Source organism: Caldisericum sp. (assembly GCF_049967455.1).
In the GTDB taxonomy this organism is placed as follows: Bacteria; Caldisericota; Caldisericia; order Caldisericales; family Caldisericaceae; genus Caldisericum; species Caldisericum exile_A.
In genome coordinates this window covers 15,260-31,343 of sequence record NZ_JBMFSR010000012.1, presented here as the reverse complement: position 1 = coordinate 31,343, position 16,084 = coordinate 15,260, and the positions used below count along the sequence as shown (strand labels likewise).

Annotated in this window: 15 protein-coding genes; 11 read left to right on the top strand and 4 right to left on the bottom strand. The window is 34.3% G+C overall.

Annotation, left to right across the window (positions count from 1 at the left end):
• On the top strand, nt 1-512 hold a 512-nt coding region (locus tag ACP5SP_RS04410; RefSeq protein ID WP_428076081.1), incomplete at its 5' end, for an SPASM domain-containing protein.
• Between the two features lie 57 nt (nt 513-569).
• Here the strand turns inward: ACP5SP_RS04410 and ACP5SP_RS04405 are convergent.
• Nucleotides 570-1,436: an SDR family oxidoreductase gene (locus tag ACP5SP_RS04405; RefSeq protein ID WP_416084334.1), complete on the bottom strand. Its 867-nt coding sequence runs from the start codon at nt 1,434-1,436 to the stop codon at nt 570-572.
• A 15-nt stretch (nt 1,437-1,451) separates the two neighbouring features.
• Nucleotides 1,452-1,784, bottom strand: coding sequence for a DUF4870 domain-containing protein (locus ACP5SP_RS04400; protein ID WP_416084335.1), 333 nt, complete (start codon nt 1,782-1,784; stop codon nt 1,452-1,454).
• Nucleotides 1,785-1,902: 118 nt separating this feature from the next.
• Here ACP5SP_RS04400 and thrC point away from each other — a divergent pair, with 118 nt between their 5' ends.
• The 8 genes from thrC to ACP5SP_RS04360 all read left to right on the top strand — a co-directional run bounded on the left by thrC (nt 1,903) and on the right by ACP5SP_RS04360 (nt 11,563).
• Nucleotides 1,903-3,165, top strand: coding sequence for a threonine synthase (gene thrC / locus ACP5SP_RS04395; RefSeq protein ID WP_424586934.1), 1,263 nt, complete (start codon nt 1,903-1,905; stop codon nt 3,163-3,165).
• A 1-nt stretch (nt 3,166) separates the two neighbouring features.
• Nucleotides 3,167-5,545: an aspartate kinase gene (locus tag ACP5SP_RS04390; protein ID WP_428076080.1), complete on the top strand. Its 2,379-nt coding sequence runs from the start codon at nt 3,167-3,169 to the stop codon at nt 5,543-5,545.
• Nucleotides 5,542-6,567 carry an aspartate-semialdehyde dehydrogenase gene (gene asd, locus ACP5SP_RS04385; protein ID WP_424606720.1) on the top strand — a complete coding sequence of 342 codons (1,026 nt, stop codon included), beginning with the start codon at nt 5,542-5,544 and terminating at the stop codon, nt 6,565-6,567. Before ACP5SP_RS04390 ends, asd begins: the two co-directional genes overlap by 4 nt.
• Complete coding sequence (locus ACP5SP_RS04380) at nt 6,564-7,589, top strand: hypothetical protein (protein WP_428076079.1); 1,026 nt, start codon at nt 6,564-6,566, stop codon at nt 7,587-7,589. Before asd ends, ACP5SP_RS04380 begins: the two co-directional genes overlap by 4 nt.
• A gap of 47 nt (nt 7,590-7,636) precedes the next feature.
• Nucleotides 7,637-8,845, top strand: coding sequence for a MalY/PatB family protein (locus ACP5SP_RS04375; protein WP_424586930.1), 1,209 nt, complete (start codon nt 7,637-7,639; stop codon nt 8,843-8,845).
• Between the two features lie 306 nt (nt 8,846-9,151).
• Entirely contained in the window at nt 9,152-10,018 is an 867-nt protein-coding gene (locus ACP5SP_RS04370) for a metal ABC transporter substrate-binding protein (protein WP_424596717.1), read from the top strand.
• On the top strand, nt 10,018-10,800 hold the full coding sequence (locus ACP5SP_RS04365; RefSeq protein ID WP_428066590.1) for a metal ABC transporter ATP-binding protein: 783 nt from the start codon (nt 10,018-10,020) through the stop codon (nt 10,798-10,800). The genes ACP5SP_RS04370 and ACP5SP_RS04365 overlap by 1 nt, the downstream gene beginning before the upstream one ends.
• On the top strand, nt 10,781-11,563 hold the full coding sequence (locus tag ACP5SP_RS04360) for a metal ABC transporter permease (protein ID WP_424586927.1): 783 nt from the start codon (nt 10,781-10,783) through the stop codon (nt 11,561-11,563). Before ACP5SP_RS04365 ends, ACP5SP_RS04360 begins: the two co-directional genes overlap by 20 nt.
• On the opposite strand, the gene ACP5SP_RS04355 is transcribed toward ACP5SP_RS04360, so the two are convergent.
• A complete protein-coding gene (locus ACP5SP_RS04355; RefSeq protein WP_424586926.1) occupies nt 11,560-12,828 on the bottom strand; it encodes a hypothetical protein in 1,269 nt (422 codons plus the stop codon). The two genes, ACP5SP_RS04360 and ACP5SP_RS04355, sit on opposite strands and share 4 nt — an antisense overlap.
• Nucleotides 12,829-12,923: 95 nt before the next feature.
• Between ACP5SP_RS04355 and hrcA the strand changes: the two genes are divergently transcribed.
• Both hrcA and mtaB read left to right on the top strand, forming a co-directional pair.
• Nucleotides 12,924-13,952, top strand: a complete 1,029-nt coding sequence (hrcA, locus tag ACP5SP_RS04350) for a heat-inducible transcriptional repressor HrcA (RefSeq protein WP_424586925.1) — start codon at nt 12,924-12,926, stop codon at nt 13,950-13,952.
• Nucleotides 13,949-15,193 (top strand): tRNA (N(6)-L-threonylcarbamoyladenosine(37)-C(2))-methylthiotransferase MtaB, encoded by a 1,245-nt coding sequence (gene mtaB, locus ACP5SP_RS04345; protein ID WP_416084346.1) that lies wholly within the window; start codon nt 13,949-13,951, stop codon nt 15,191-15,193. The genes hrcA and mtaB overlap by 4 nt, the downstream gene beginning before the upstream one ends.
• Here the strand turns inward: mtaB and galU are convergent.
• Complete coding sequence (gene galU / locus ACP5SP_RS04340) at nt 15,176-16,048, bottom strand: UTP--glucose-1-phosphate uridylyltransferase GalU (protein ID WP_424586652.1); 873 nt, start codon at nt 16,046-16,048, stop codon at nt 15,176-15,178. The two genes, mtaB and galU, sit on opposite strands and share 18 nt — an antisense overlap.
• Nucleotides 16,049-16,084: the final 36 nt, after the last annotated feature.

The window sequence follows — 16,084 nt, the reverse complement described above, 5'->3', positions numbered from 1 at the left end:
CAACCAAACCACTTTTTGCAGCGGACTTTTGGAATGATGGTATATATACCGACGGTTGTATTGCAGGAGGAAGAAGTTACATTCACATTACGGCAGATGGTGGCATTGAACCATGCGCATTTATACACCTTGCACAGGGAAATATCAATGAAATAAGTTTAAAGGAGGCACTTCAACTTCCATTCTTTAAAGAGATACAGAAACTTCAACCATATTCGGATAATCTATTACGACCTTGTATGCTTGTTGATAATCCTCAAGTATTTAGAAAGATTGGTTCCCTTCCTGGTGTACGTTCCACAGATGGCACCTTAGAAAATATGTATAAAGATGTTGGAAAACACCTTGATGAGCTTTCAAAGAAATGGGAAGAAATCTCTCGGCCTGTGTTTGAACATGATCACCCAGAAGTTGCAAAGAGAATACGGGAATATAAACAAAGAAAAGAAAAGGTCCTCAAAGAAAATGAAGAAAAAATCGAAGCATTCTATCGCTCTGGAGAAACTTACTAAAAGAGCAAGCAGATAGATTATGATAAAGCCCCTCAACCTAAAGAGGGGCTTTTTTAATTAAACCAAAGGTTCGAAATCGTTTATGTATTTCTTTATGTAGTCTGTAGTTTTATCCCAAAGTTTTTTTCGCAAATCCTCGTTATCTGCGATTTTTAAGTAATCTGTTGGTTTTGAGTCTGCAAAGTAATTTCCTGTAAGATATTCTATATCCTTAGTCTTTGCAAGGTATATACTTGTCTTCGCACCTTCTTCTGGGGTTTTTGCGCCAATTAGGAACAAATCTCTTATAGGTTTCGGAAAGTTTGAAAATATCCCAGTTTTAACAAGTCCAGGGTGAACTGCAAAGACATAAATACCTTTGTCTTTTAGTCTCTTTGCAAGTTCAATTGTGAACATAAGTATCATGAGTTTTGAATTACTATAAGATTGAATACCATTATAGTGATTTCTCGATTCAAGGTCATCTAAATTAATTTTACCGCCTTTGTGCATTGCAGATGATACATTGATTATTCTTGAAGGACTACCTTCAGAAAGAAGCGGCAAAAGGGAGTGTGTAATGTAAAAAGGTGCAAGATAATTCACCATAAAGGTTTTTTCAATGCCGTCCTCTGTAAGTGCAAGTCTCATGTTCCATGTGCCAGCATTATTTATAAGAATATCAAGTTTGTTATGTTTTTCTTTGAATCTTTTAAGAAAATCTAAAATTGATTTGAAACTTGAAAGGTCTACCTCAAAGAATTCTATGTTTTCATTTTTAGATAATTCTTTTGCCTCTTTGAGCACCGTAAGAGCCTTATTTTTATCTCTTGCGGTAAAGATAACAAATGCTTTTGACTTTGCAAGGTCTATTAAGGTTGCCTTGCCGATGCCAGATGTTGCCCCCGTAATGAGCACTTTTTTTGTGCTTATATCCCAATCCATAGTTCATTCCTTAAATTAGAATTTGAAGTTTTGGGCTAAATCATAAACGATAGGTATCTTCCAAAACTTACCCTGCAATGCATAGATAAAGCCAATAAGAGAAACAACAAATAAAACAATTCCACCAAGCAAACCTATAATCCATCCAAGTATTGGGATATATTCAATAATACTTAAGGCAATTTCAAAAATAAAAAGCACAAGCCCCTGTTTTGCATGCTCTATACAAAATTTACTATCACGTTTTACAAGCAAAGGAATTAAAAATAGAATTGAAATGTATGATAAGCTTGCAATTACCTTATTTTCTTCAACGTCTCTTGGGTCAAAATCCTTTAATTCTTCCATATCTACCTCCTAATTTTAGATTGTTGTAATTGAATTATATAATAGAATTAAAAATAACGGAAAAGTTCCATTTCCATTTCTTCTCAAAATTTGCAATTTATATTATAATTATCCCAATATGGAAAGGGAGCTTAGATGTATTAGATGTGGGAAAACATACGATGTTTTTTCATCAAAAACTCGTTGTGAGTGTGGCGGATTATTAGAAGTAAGCCTTAAAGAACCTCTTCATCCATCGTTTAAAGAAACATTTCTTAAAAGAAGAATGTCTTTAAAGCCCTATGATCAAAGTGGCGTATGGCGATACAGGGAGTTTGTCCTTGATATTGAGGAAGATTCAATTGTCACGCTTCCTGAGGGAAGGACAAACTTATACAAGAAAATCATAGATGGGATGGAAGTATACTTCAAGCATGAAGGGGAAAATCCAACGGGCTCTTTTAAGGATAGGGGAATGACAGTTGGCGTAAGTGTTGCAAAGAAACTCGGTTTTAAAATTACTGCATGTGCCTCAACTGGAAATACCTCTGCATCTTTGGCAAGTTATTCTTCTCATGCGGGGCTTAAAAGTGTTGTTTTTATTCCCAAAGGTAAAGTTGCTATTGGAAAGTTATCGCAGGCGCTTTCGTATGGGGCAAATGTACTTGAAATTGAAGGTGATTTTGATTATGCAATGAAGCTTGTAGAAGATGCAAGTTATGAATATAAACTTTATCTTCTTAATTCCTTAAATCCTCTTCGCCTTGAAGGGCAAAAGACAATTATCATAAATGCTCTTGAAGAACTTGATTTTGAGGTGCCTGATTGGATTATAGTGCCGGGTGGCAATTTAGGGAATACTTCAGCCTTTGGAAAGGCGCTAAAGGAACTCTATGAGTTTCATTTTATTGATAAAATCCCTCGTCTTGCAGTCATTCAAGCAGAAGCTGCCTCGCCTTTTTATAAAGCATTTAAGAATGACTTTAAAAAATTTGAACCAATGAAAGCCGAAACGATTGCAACAGCAATTCGTATAGGAAACCCTGTAAATTATGAAAAAGCCGTGCAATCAATAAAATTTACAAACGGTATTGTTGAAAGTGTAAGCGATGCTGAAATCCTTGAAGCAAAAAGAGATATTGATAATATTGGGATAGGATGTGAGCCCTCAAGTGCTTCTACGCTTGCTGGTTTAAGAAAGCTTAGAAGATCAGGTGTAATTAGGAGTAGCGATAAGGTTCTTTTGATTCTTACAGGAAATCTTCTTAAAGACCCTGATACTTCTATCAACCTGCATACGGGAATGATTCAAGGTGTTTCCGTTACGAATAGGTTTTTTGCAATATCAAATCTTAAAGATCTTGAAATTATTTTAAAGAAGATTACATCGGAGGTATCTTGATATGCTTGTCTTAAAGTTTGGTGGCACATCTGTTGGGAGCGCAAAGGCAATAAGGCAAGTTTATGATATTGTTAAAGGTATTCCTGAATCTAAGATTGTTGTTGTATCAGCAATGAGCGGTATAACCGATAGTCTTATAAAGGCAGGTAATCTTGCGGTATCAGGTGATGAGAGTTTCAAAGATGTTTTAGAATCGATTAGGAAAAAACACAATGAAACTTCAATTGAACTATTTGGAAGCACACTTAAATCAGTTAATGAATTATTGGACGAACTTGAACAAATAATTTTTGCAGTTTATAGGTTGAGGGAACTATCAGATAGAGCAAATGCACTTATTCAATCTTTTGGAGAGCGTCTCAACGCAAGGATAGTCTCAAAATATTTTCAGAATATGGGTCTTAAGTCAGTGCCTGTGGATGCAATAAAATATCTTATTACGACTTCTGATTTTCTTGACGCAAATCCGCTTTATGAAGAAAGTAAGAAACGAGCCGAAAAAATCTTTGGAAGATACCTAAAAGAGGGATTTACCCCAGTTGTAACAGGATATATTGGAGTAACTTTTGATTCATCAATAACTACACTTGGGCGTGGAGGAAGCGATTATTCTGCAACTATTTTAGGAAGGCTTCTTGATGCAAGAGAGGTTTGGATTTATACAGATGTAAACGGGGTATTAAGTGCAGATCCAAAGATAGTCTCTGATGCAAAGACTATTGAGAAATTGAGCTATGCAGAGGTAAGAGAACTATCCTATTTTGGCGCAAAAGTAATGCACTCAAAGTCTCTTATTCCTGCAATTGAAAAACATATTCCCATTCGTGTTATTAATACTTTTAATCCCAATGGCTCACATACGCTTATTTCAGATGAGACATCATTTTTGGGACCAAAGGCGGTAACATCCATAAAGGATATTGCACTTGTTTCAGTTGAGGGAAAGGGTATGCAGGGACTTAAAGGGATCTCAAAACGAATTTTTGATGTTGCAAATAGATCAAATGTAAACATAATAATGATTGCACAATCCTCATCAGAGCAAACTGTTGATCTATTTGTAAAAGAGAGTGAAGTAGATCTTCTTCTAAAAGGACTTGAACACGAATTTGAAAACGAAATAAAACTTGAACTTATCGATAGAATTTCATCTAAAAAGAATCTATCAATTATTTCAATTGTTGGCGATGGTTTAAATAGCGATGAATCGATTCAAAAAGAAATATTTAGGATTTCATATGCATATGGTTTTAGAATCCTGTCAGTTGTGCAAGGTTCATCAGAAAATAGCCTTTCTTTTGTTGTTAAAAGGGGAGATGTTTCAAAGAGTATTAATGCGCTTCACAGTGAACTTGGACTTGCAAATCCCAAGATAAAAACTCTTAATATTTTCCAGTTTGGGGTTGGCTCTGTTGGAAAGGAGCTTATAAAACTCATTGAAGAAAACAAAGAGTATTTCGAGAATAACCTTCACCTTCGATTGCGTTATGCGGGACTTGCAAGATCAGGAAGTTTTGCAAAGAGTGATGAAGTTGAGACACACATTAAGAATTGGGATTTTAGATTCAAGAATGTAGGCTCTCCTTTGAATTATGTAAAAACTCTTCCCAAAAATACAATAGTAGTTGATGTAACGAATTCTGATACGATTGGAATGGATCTTCTTGAACTACTTTCTTTGGGTTACAATGTGGTTACATCAAATAAGAAAAACCTTGCAACTGATTATGAAACTTATAAAAAATTCACAAGTGCAAAAGGAAAATTCCTTTATGAAACAACAGTGGGTGCATCGCTTCCTTTGATTAAGGTTATAAGAGATTTTATCAATTCTTTCGATGAGGTATATAGAATTGTAGGGCTTCCCTCTGGTACACTTTCATTTATTTTTACGCTTGTAAATAGAGGTAAATCACTTAAAGATGCAATTTTGAAGGCAGTTGAATTGGGATATACAGAACCAAATCCTGTTGATGACCTTGTAGGGATGGATTTGCTTAGAAAGGGAAAAATTCTTTCATATCTTATAGGAAAAGACTTTAAAGAGAAGGATATTGAATTTGAGTGTTTTACGAAGGCAAAGACGCTTGACGAATTTTTTGAAAATGATTTAATGAATTTTGAACATCGCCTGAAGGAACTTTCTAAAAATGGTGTTGTCTATCCTGTTGTAGAAATTGAAGATAAACTAAGGATTACTTTAAAGAGTTTTCCAAAGGATTCTACATTTGCAACACTTAAAGAGGGTGAAAACATCTTTGAAATTTATTTAAAGAACTTTTCCGGAATACCTATAACAATTCGTGGGCTTGGTGCAGGCCTCAGGATTACAGCTGAAGGGGTGCTACAGGACATTTTAAGTTTGGAGGCGTACATATGAAGAAAAAAGTAGCCATTATGGGTGCAACTGGTTTAGTTGGTCAAAGATTTGTAAGCCTTTTAGAGAATCACCCTTTCTTTGAAGTGACAAGTCTATATGCAAGTAAAAGAAGTGAGGGAAAACGTTATAAGGATGCTGTTTATTGGATTTTAGAAACTGATATTCCAGAATACGCAAAAGATATAGTCTTAAAATCCTTTGAAGACTTGCCACAGGTTGAGGAAAGTATAGTATTTTCAGCTCTTCCATCTGATGTTGCATATACCCTCGAAGTTGAACTTGCAGAAAATGGGCACTTTGTTTTTTCAAATGCATCTTCTCATAGATACGATAAATTTGTTCCCATTTTAATTCCAGAAGTGAACCCTGATCATATTGAGGCTGTAAAATTTCAGGGCACAAAGGGATTTATCATTACCAATGCAAATTGCTCCACAACAGGGCTTGTGATACCTTTAAAAGCACTTTCTCGAAGATTTAGAATAAGTGATCTGTTTGTCGTGACAATGCAAGCAATTTCAGGCGCAGGCATTCATGGGCTTTCTGCTTTGGAAATACATGGGAATATTTTACCTTACATTGAAAAAGAAGAAGAGAAAATTGAGATTGAAACAAAAAAGATTTTAGGAACATTTGAGAACGAATTTAAAGATTCTGATATCGATATTTTTGCTCGAACTAATAGAGTGCCTGTGCGTGAAGGACACACAGAGGTTGTATTTTTGAAAGTTGAGGCATATTTGAGAGAAATTATACAAGCGTTTAGGGATTTCAAAGGTCTTCCACAGGAATTAAAGCTTCCCACAGCACCAGAAAAACCAATCATTGTATTTGAGGATACTCTACGCCCTCAGCCTACCCTTGATTTAAATAATGGAAAGGGAATGAGTGTAAGCGTTGGGAGGATAAAACTCAAAGGTGATGTTCTAACTTTTACTATTTTATCCCATAACACTATTCGAGGTGCCGCAGGAGGGAGCATACTTAATGCAGAATTTGCGTTTGCAAAGGGGCTTATATGATGTTTAAAAAAGGTATATTAAACGATATTTTTAGGGATTATATAATTTTTAGAGAATTAAATCCGGTTAAAAAGTCTCTTCCAAATTTTGAAACTTTGAAAGATAAGCTCGAGCTTCAAGCACTTCCCCGGAAAAAGGACAAAGAGTATGCGCTCGTAATTTCTGAGATTTTAAAAAGTGCGATGGACTTTTCAAACATAGTCTATCTTGGCGATACGTTTCTTTCGGATCTCACAGTTATAAAAAATCTCGAAGAATTAGGATTTGATATTTTTGGAGTGATTACTGATGAGGAGAAAACAAACTTTGAATCTCCTTATCCTTATGTTGTTTTTAACAATAGTTGGGCAAAGATAAAAGATTTTGTCTCCGATAAAATTAGTGATAAAACAATTGTAATTATTGACATTGATAAAACAGCAATTGGTGCGCATGGAAGAAATCATCTTCCAATTGACAAGGCAAGAACCGACGCAATAGTTTCCATTGCTGAAGCAATTTTTCAGAAGAAATTTGATTCGTTGGAAAAAGGAAATTTTTTGAAACTCTACAAATCAATTCACACAAAGGATCTTTTGAACTTTACTCAGGATAATCAGGATATTGTCTCAATTACAACTCTCATTATTTATTCTAATGCAATTTCTCTTGATGAATTTCTAAAGCTTGCAAAAACAACATCTTTTGAGGAATTTATAGAAGATATTAGAGTTTCAGGACAACTTCAAGACCTTGTTTATGAAGTAAAAGAAAATATCAAAGCAAAATCACCGACATTATTTCCGACTTTTAGAAAAGTCGAACTCGAAAAAACTCTTGCAAGAATGAACTTTTTACCTGATGACACACCTTTAGAGACTCTTCTTTCAGAAGAGATTCTTATAACAGGTGAAGTTTTTGACATTGGAAAATATGCGCTTTCAAAAGGTGCTATAGTGTTTGGTGTTTCAGATAAGCCTGAAGTTGCTTCGTTCTCAGAGGATAAGTCAATTTTTACGAAATTAATTAAAATTTATCCGTAGATTTTAATAAAAGAAGCAAGGCGATTTGATTTATTGGAGGCGAAATTATGAAATATAACTTTGATGAAGTTGTTAATAGGATTGGTACTGCTTCCTACAAGTGGGATGGTGTAAAACTCATATTTCAAGATAGCGATGTGCTTCCTATGTGGGTTGCTGATATGGATTTTAAAATTGCAAAGCCGATCACAGATGCAATTCGTAAACGTGCAGAACATGAAATTTACGGATACACGGTTGTTCCAGATTCGCTTGTTGAGGCTACTATAGATAGGTTAAAAAGAAAATATAATTGGGATGTAAAGCCTGAATGGCTTGTTTTTACACCCGGGGTTGTTCCTGCTCTTTACACAGCTGTTAAAACATTTGCATCACCTGGAGATAGCGTTCTTGTTCAAGAACCTGTGTATTATCCGTTTTTCCATGCAATTAGAGATAACGGTGCGCATGTTGTGAGTTCTGATTTAAAACTTGTAAATGGTCATTATGAAATTGATTTTGAAGATCTTGAGAAAAAATTCTTACCTAAACCTGGTCTTACTCCAACACCTGCAAGGGTTAGGGCAATGATTATGTCTAATCCCCATAATCCTGTTGGAAGAGTTTTTAATAGAAAAGAGCTTGAAAAAATTGGAGAAATCGTTTTAAGACATGGTGCAGTTATGATTTCTGATGAGATTCATTGTGAGATAGTTTATAAAGGGCATAAACATATTCCATTTGCAACAATTTCTAAAGAGTTTCAAGAGAACTCTATTACTTGTATGTCGGCAAGTAAAACTTTTAACCTTGCAGGTCTTGAAACGTCCGTTATTATAATTCCTAATGAAAGAATAAGAGCACGATTCATTGAGGCAAAAGGGCGAATTCTCTCAACACCAAATGCCTTTGGGCTTGTTGCAATGGAAGCTGCATTTCGCTATGGCGATGAATGGCTTTCACAACTTCTTGAGTATCTTGAAGAAAACATAAATTTTTTAATGGATTTTGTTAAAAAAAGAATTCCAAATGTAAAAGTCATAAGACCTGAAGGTACTTATCTTGCATGGCTTGATTTTAGAGAACTTGGTTTAGATGAACATGAATTAAGTGAATTCTTAAGAAAAAAGGCAAAAGTTGGCCTCGATGATGGCTATATTTTTGGTGAATCGGGTAAAGGTTTTGCACGTCTTAACTTTGCAACTCCCAGAGTAATCCTTGAAGAAGGTCTTCGAAGAATAGAGAAAGCTGTAAAAGAAATTACAGGAGTTTTCTAAATATTTAGTTATTTGTAATATTGAGGGTATTTTATTCAATGTATCCGTTGAGAGTTTTATAAACCCTAAAAAATGCCCGAGGTTCACGTTGTATTTTATCGATTGTGATTTCTACGAAAAATATAGCCATACTCCTGTTGAATTTAAAGAGGTTATTGAAGAGATAGTAAAAAATAGAGAAATAAGCAAGTACCCCATGGTGATTATAAATTGTTATTTAATAAAAATGCAAAATAAACTATAACTTTAGTTTAAGGTTTTTTAATCTTTCTTTAATTCCGTGCTATAATATACAGGGTGATTTATATGAGTTTGAAAAAGGTCTTTATTTTAATTCTTGTTGTTTTGTTTTTGGGGACTTTATTTACGGGTTGCAGAAGTAAAACTGAGAGTTCGAAATTGAAGGTTGCAGTTACGATTTACCCTTTTTATGATGCGGTTAAGTCGATTGGGGGAGATCTTGTAGATGTGTTTGTGATTGTACTACCTGGAAGCTCTCCACATACTTATGTTCTTACTCCACAGGATTTACAAAATCTTGAAAATGTATCAGTAATTTTTGAAAACAACTTTGGACTTGAAGAATTTTTAAAGTCAGTAATTTCATCTCTTACTGCAAGGGTTGTCAATGTTTCAGAACCACTTAAAAATGTTGTTGAGTTACATAACGGCAATCCCCATCTTTGGCTCAATCCTGAATATTTTGTAATCCAAAGTGAAGTTATTAAAAATACACTTGTCGAACTTGATCCAATACATAAGGATGTTTATGAAAAGAATTACGAAAATTACAAAAAGGCGATACTTAATAAAGCATCCGAACTTAGACAGAAGTTGGTCAATTTGCCAAATAGAAATGTAATAACCTTCCACGATGCATTTCCATATTTTGCAGAATATTTTGGAATTAATATCCTTGCGTCAATTGAACCAGATCCAAATAAACTACCTACTCCAAAACAGATTATCGAAATAGAAAATCTAATCAAGAAATACAATGTTAAAGTGGTTTTTAAAGAGCCACAGCTCTCCTCTGATATTTATAAGTCAATCGTTGAGGATACCCATGTAAAAGTTTTAAGTTTGGATCCCATTGGGGATGGAGTGAAGATAAAGACTTATACTGATCTTATTGAGTACAATGTAAATACCATCTATGATGCGCTAAAATGATGGAAAATACAATTCTTGAAGTTCAAAATTTAAATGTAAAATTTAATGATAGCTTTGCTCTTCGAGATATTTCATTTAAAGTTGATGAGGGACAATTTGCAGTTATTTTAGGTCCAAATGGAGCGGGTAAAACTACTCTTCTTAAAGCAATCTTAGGGCTTATACCTTATGAAGGAACTGTAAAAATATTTCAAAAAAGAAGAGAAGAATTAACCAAAGAAGATAGATTTAAAATTGCCTATGTGCCGCAACGTTTTGAAGGAACAAAGAGCTTGCCTTTAACTGTTTATGAGTTTCTTGAGATATCTTTCCCACCTTACGGAAGAAACTTAAAAGATTCAATTTCAGAATTTGCAACGGTAGGCGATGTTAATCGCCTTCTATCTAAAAAAATTTCTTCTCTTTCTGGCGGCGAACTTCAGAGAGTCTTAATTGTAAGAGCACTTTTATCTAAACCTAAACTCATGCTTTTTGACGAACCCTTCTCTGGTGTTGATAAAATTGGAGAGCGTGCCTTTTATGAGTTTTTGAAATATACAAAAGAAACTTATAATGTTACGATCCTCCTTGTGTCGCACGATGTTTATAATATAACTAAAATGGCTGATGTTGCTATTTGCATAAATAAAAGGCTTGTGTGCTTTGGTAATCCTGAAGATGTATTTCTTGAGGAAAACTTTGCAGGTATTTTTGGAGAGGATGTTTCAACTTACAAGCATAAGATTTGTAAGGAAGGAGGGCCGTGCGAGTTTTACAAAGACCATGAATCCAATAATCATTAGAAGTCTTATTGCAGGGGTTTTAACAAGTTTTTTGTGTGCATTAATTGGAGTGTTTGTGGTTTTACGAAAGATGTCTTTCTTTGCACATGCAGTATCGCATGCTTCTCTTGCAGGTGTTGCACTTGCGTACCTTACAAATACAAATCCATTTGTTGGAGCAATTGGCGTGGGACTTTTAACCGGGGTTGGTGTTTCATATTTTGTCGAAAAATCCCAGCTTTTTTCAGACACAATAATAGGAATCCTTCTTCCTTTTTCAATGAGTATTGGGCTAATTCTTGTATCTTTTGTAAAAGGTTATAAACCAGATTTAATGAGTTATCTTTTTGGAGATATTCTTTCAACATCAAAGTTTGATATATACCTCATAATTGCAATTTCAATTCCAGTGATAATAATAACTGCGATTCTTATGAAGAGATTTATTCTTATTTCGGTGGATATCGATTTGGCGAAAATAAGAGGATACAATGTGATTCTCATTGACTACATTTTTATGGCGATACTTTCTCTTATAGTTTTAATCTCCACAAAAATTGTTGGTATAATTCTTGTTTCTGCACTTGTTGTTATTCCACCGGCGACAGCTCTTAATATATCAAGAAATATGAGAGAAACTTTTATTTATTCTGTAATTTTTGGAATTGCAGGAAGCATTCTTGGAATTGGTGCTTCGTACATTTTAAATCTTCCAACAGGTCCTGCGATTATTTTTGTAATTTCAGTAATTTTCCTTTTAAGCCTTTTATTCAAGAAGAGTTAATATTTAATATTGTATACTCTCCAAGTGAAGCCAATAGTTCCCATTTTCATAAGTGGATTTGTCATATCTACATTCGTATCGGCAATTTGTGAGGCTGATGCATACTTCATTCCAAGACTTCTTCCAACATCAAATGTCCTCTTATAGAGGAGTGCATCGAGGCCAGTTCGCTTTTTGAGAAGTCCCAAGATAAAAATTCTTGCACTCATGAATTTTTTGTTTTTAAGACGCCTCATTATTTCCCTAAAAATAATTATGTCTCTGTATGTATCTGCTAAAGAAAAAGAACTTCTGTGTGGATAGAATTTTTTGAAAAGTTTGTCATCAATTTCTTTTATGACTTCGTTTATGTTTGGAATCGTAACTGATACGCCAATTGCATTTCCGTTTTCTTCTACGATATATATGAGTTCAGGTATTGCAATTTGTTTGAGCGATGCTGCGATATAGTTGAATTCTTCATCGCTAAATTTTTCAAATTGTGGATGTTCTATTGTATCCCAGGCAGCATTGTAAATTTTTCTTATCTTTTCTATCTCGTTTGCATAATCTTTTAGGTTCGCATCTCTTATTACTATACCTTCTTTTCTGAGCTTTTCTTCAATATTAAGACTATTATTGAGAACTGCCGTTACTCTTTCCATGTATTTTGAAGCCCTCTCTTCGTCTATTAGGAAGGAATACCAATCATTTTCTTTTTCTCCATATTCATCAAAAACTTCTTTATAGTATGGTGGATTGTATGGTTCCATTGGCATCGGTGTATGTTCAAATCCATTTATAAGAAGTCCTGCTTCTCCTGATGCATTAAATCTCATAGGGCCAATGATTTTTGTGCAGCCTTCATTTTTAAGGTCTTTTATCGCTTCATCGAGAAGTTTAAATCCAATTTCTTTTGTTTCTGCTTCAAAGAGGCCAATTATACCAATCCGTCCTTGGTATTTCTTTTCTTTGTAGTTTCTATCGATAATAGAAGCAATTCTTCCAACTGGTTTTCCATTTTCTTCGTATAGGTAGTATTGAAGATAATCTAAGTGTTTGAAGAAAGGATTGTATCCTGGCAAAAACTTTTTTAGTCTAATTCTATCGGGATTAAGGTCTTGAAGTTCCTGTAAGAGAAGTGGAAAAACCTTTTTGGATTCTGAACTCCTATACCAAGAGATAGAAAAAGGAACCGAAACAAATGCCTTTAAGTCCTTTAAAAGTATGTTGAAGTTTGAAACTCGTTCGTTTGAATGAGGCTCTTCTATTAGTTTTTTAAGCATGTTTACCATCCTTTCTTACAACAAGCTAATATCTATCAGAGTAATTATACTCAAAATCAAATTACATCAAAATTTGTGTTATAATATATATTGCCATGGAACTTGACAAGAGAAAATCCGAAGTATTGAAGGAAGTTGTGAAAGAATATATTGAAACTGGCGAGCCCGTCTCTTCTGAACGGGTTGCACGGAATGTTAATTTTCCTATTTCTCCTGCAACCGTAAGAAACTATATGGCGGAACTTGATGAAATGGGTTTTCTTACACAGGTCCATGCCTCCTCTGGAAGAATTCCAACTACAAAGGGCTTTAGATACTTTGTTGAAGAGTCTTTAAAAGAAAGAAAGCGTTTGAAATTGTCGGAAATTAAATTCCCAGAGCCAGAGAAAATTAAGAACCTTTCTGAGATACTCTCACAAATTTCGGAACTCATTTCAAAATATACAAATGAAATTTCTCTTGTTGTTTCTCCATGCTTTGAAGACGAAAAACTACGTTATATTCATTTCTTTTTAGCAACAAATCTTCTTTTCACCGTAATTGTAACTACAACACAAACAACTGAAGCAATACTCCTTGGAAACTACCAACTTTCAGAAGAAAACCTGAGGCTCATTGAAAATTTCTTGAACGGAAAATTGCAGAATTTGACTCTTAAACAGGCTCTAAAGGAAATCCTCAGTAATGCTTTTTACATTGACGAATTAGGAAAAAGTTTTTCACAAATCATTGGAAAATTCTATGAGACTCTTAAAAATGAATATGAGAAAAGGAAAACAAAAGAGATATTTATAAGAGGAATTTCCAATCTTCTTACCACTCAAATTCAAATTGCTGAAGAAAGGCTCAAATTTTTATTAAACATTCTTGAAGAAAAAGAAGTACTTGAAAGGATACTAAACGATGTTACGAAGGACGAGAAGTTGCAACTTGTTATAGGAGAGGAAAACAAACTGCCAGAATTGTGGGATTACAGTCTTATTACTGTTAAATACTCAATTAAAGAACTTGAAGGAACTTTGGGCCTTTTGGGTCCAATAAGAATGGATTATATTAAGGGAATCTTTGTCCTTGAGGAAATTGCAAACAAATTAGAGCAACTATCAGAAAAGATCTTAGGATGAACTTTGCGATTTTCACATTAGGCTGTAAAACAAATCAATACGAGTCAGAATTGATGAGAGAGTCTTTAATTAGTGCGGGTTACTCAGAAGTCAATTTTAAGGATATGGCAGATATTTACATTGTAAATTCATGCGTTGTAACAGAAAAGGCAGAACGGGAAACACGAAAGGCTTTGAACGAGGCTATACGAAAGAATCCAAATGCTCTCATAATTCTTACAGGTTGCTATGTAAAACTCCATGACGAAGATAGAATTTCAAGAGTTTATTTTTATCGCGGTGCAAAAAGTAAAATTGCTGATTTTATAAAGACGGGAATTGAAGCAAAAGACGGAGAAGTTGAAAGAATAGAGAGTTTTCTTGAAAGGTCGCGTGCGTTTGTAAAGATTGAAGAAGGTTGCAATAATTTTTGTACATACTGCATTGTACCATTTGTCCGTGGATATGAAATAAAGAGTAAGAAAAAGGATCTTGTGATTAATGAAGTAAAAAGGCTTGTTGATAAAGGATTTAAAGAAATAGTGCTTACAGGAACTGAGATTGGAAAATTTGGCGAAGATATAGGTATTACACTTGTTGATCTTATTAGGGACTTAAAGAAAATAGATGGCTTAAAGAGACTGAGAATTTCCTCAATTCATCCAAAACATGTGAGTGACGAGCTCATTGATGAGTTTAAAGAACCATATGCACTTACACCTCATATGCATATATCCCTTCAATCAGGCGATAACGAGATTTTGAAAAAGATGAATAGAGGTTATACAAGGGAAGATTATTTAAAAATTGTTGAGAAATTACGAAAAATTGACCCTGACTTTTCAATTTCAACTGATATAATTGTTGGTTTTCCTTTTGAAACTGAGAATGCATTTCTAAATTCGTTGTCAATAATAAGAGAGGTTACATTCTCAAAGGTGCATGTATTTAGGTATTCGAAGAGGCCGTTTACACCCGCATTTTACTTTAAAGAAAATGTACCTGAAATTACAAAAACGGTTAGAAGCGAGCGTACAAGGGATTTTGCAAATGCAATTGCAAAGGAATTTAAAGAACGTTTTTTGGGGCGTGTTGTTGAAGTGCTTGTTGAAGAAGATAATAACGGAAAATTAACAGGTTTTACTCCCCATTACCTTAAGGTAGAATTTAGAGGAGATGTTCCCATTAATTCTTTTGCCAATGTTAAAATTACAGATGTTTCGCCTGATGTTATGTTTGGGGAATTAGTCTTCCTTACATAGATCTTTTAGATAATTTTTAAGTTCTTCTTTTAACTCCTCCCTTTTAAATGAAAAGGCTATATTTGCTTTTATGAGACCCAGTTTTTCACCTACATCGTAACGTGTGCCTTCAAATTCATATGCAAAAACTCTCTCATTTAAAAGAAGTTTTCTTATCGCATCAGTTAATTGTATTTCCCCATTTTTGCCAGGTTGTGTTTTTTCGAGGGCTTCGAAAATTGTATGATTTAGTATATATCTTCCAACAATTGCAAGATTAGATGGCGCTTCAATTGGTTCGGGCTTTTCAACAAGATCTTTAACCTCGTATACGCGATCTTCAATCTTTTTTGCTTCAATTATTCCATAAGACTTGACATCGCTCATTGGGACTTTCATTACAGCAATAACATTACCACCATACTTTTTATGAATTTGTATCATTTGCTTTAATACGGGCACATCAGCATCAATAATATCGTCTGCAAGTAGCACGCCAAAATATTCATCATTAATAAATCCCTTTGCATGATATACAGCATCTCCTAAGCCTCTTGCAAGCTTTTGTCTTACGTAAAAAATTGAGGCAAGTTCGCTTGTTTCTCTTACTATCTTTAAAAGATCATGCTTCCCTTTTTGCTCAAGTTCCTGTTCGAGTTCAATTGCATAATCAAAATAATCTTCGATTGCCCTTTTTCCTCTTCCTGTTATAAGTAAGATATCCTTTATACCAGAGTTTATTGCTTCTTCAACAACATATTGAACTGCAGGTTTGTCAACAATGGGAAGCATCTCTTTTGGTTGGGATTTTGTGATTGGGAGAAGTCTAGTGCCAAAACCACCTACTGGAATTACAACTTTCTTAATTTCTTTCATGATACCACCACCTTTCCAAACCTATTATACTTATAT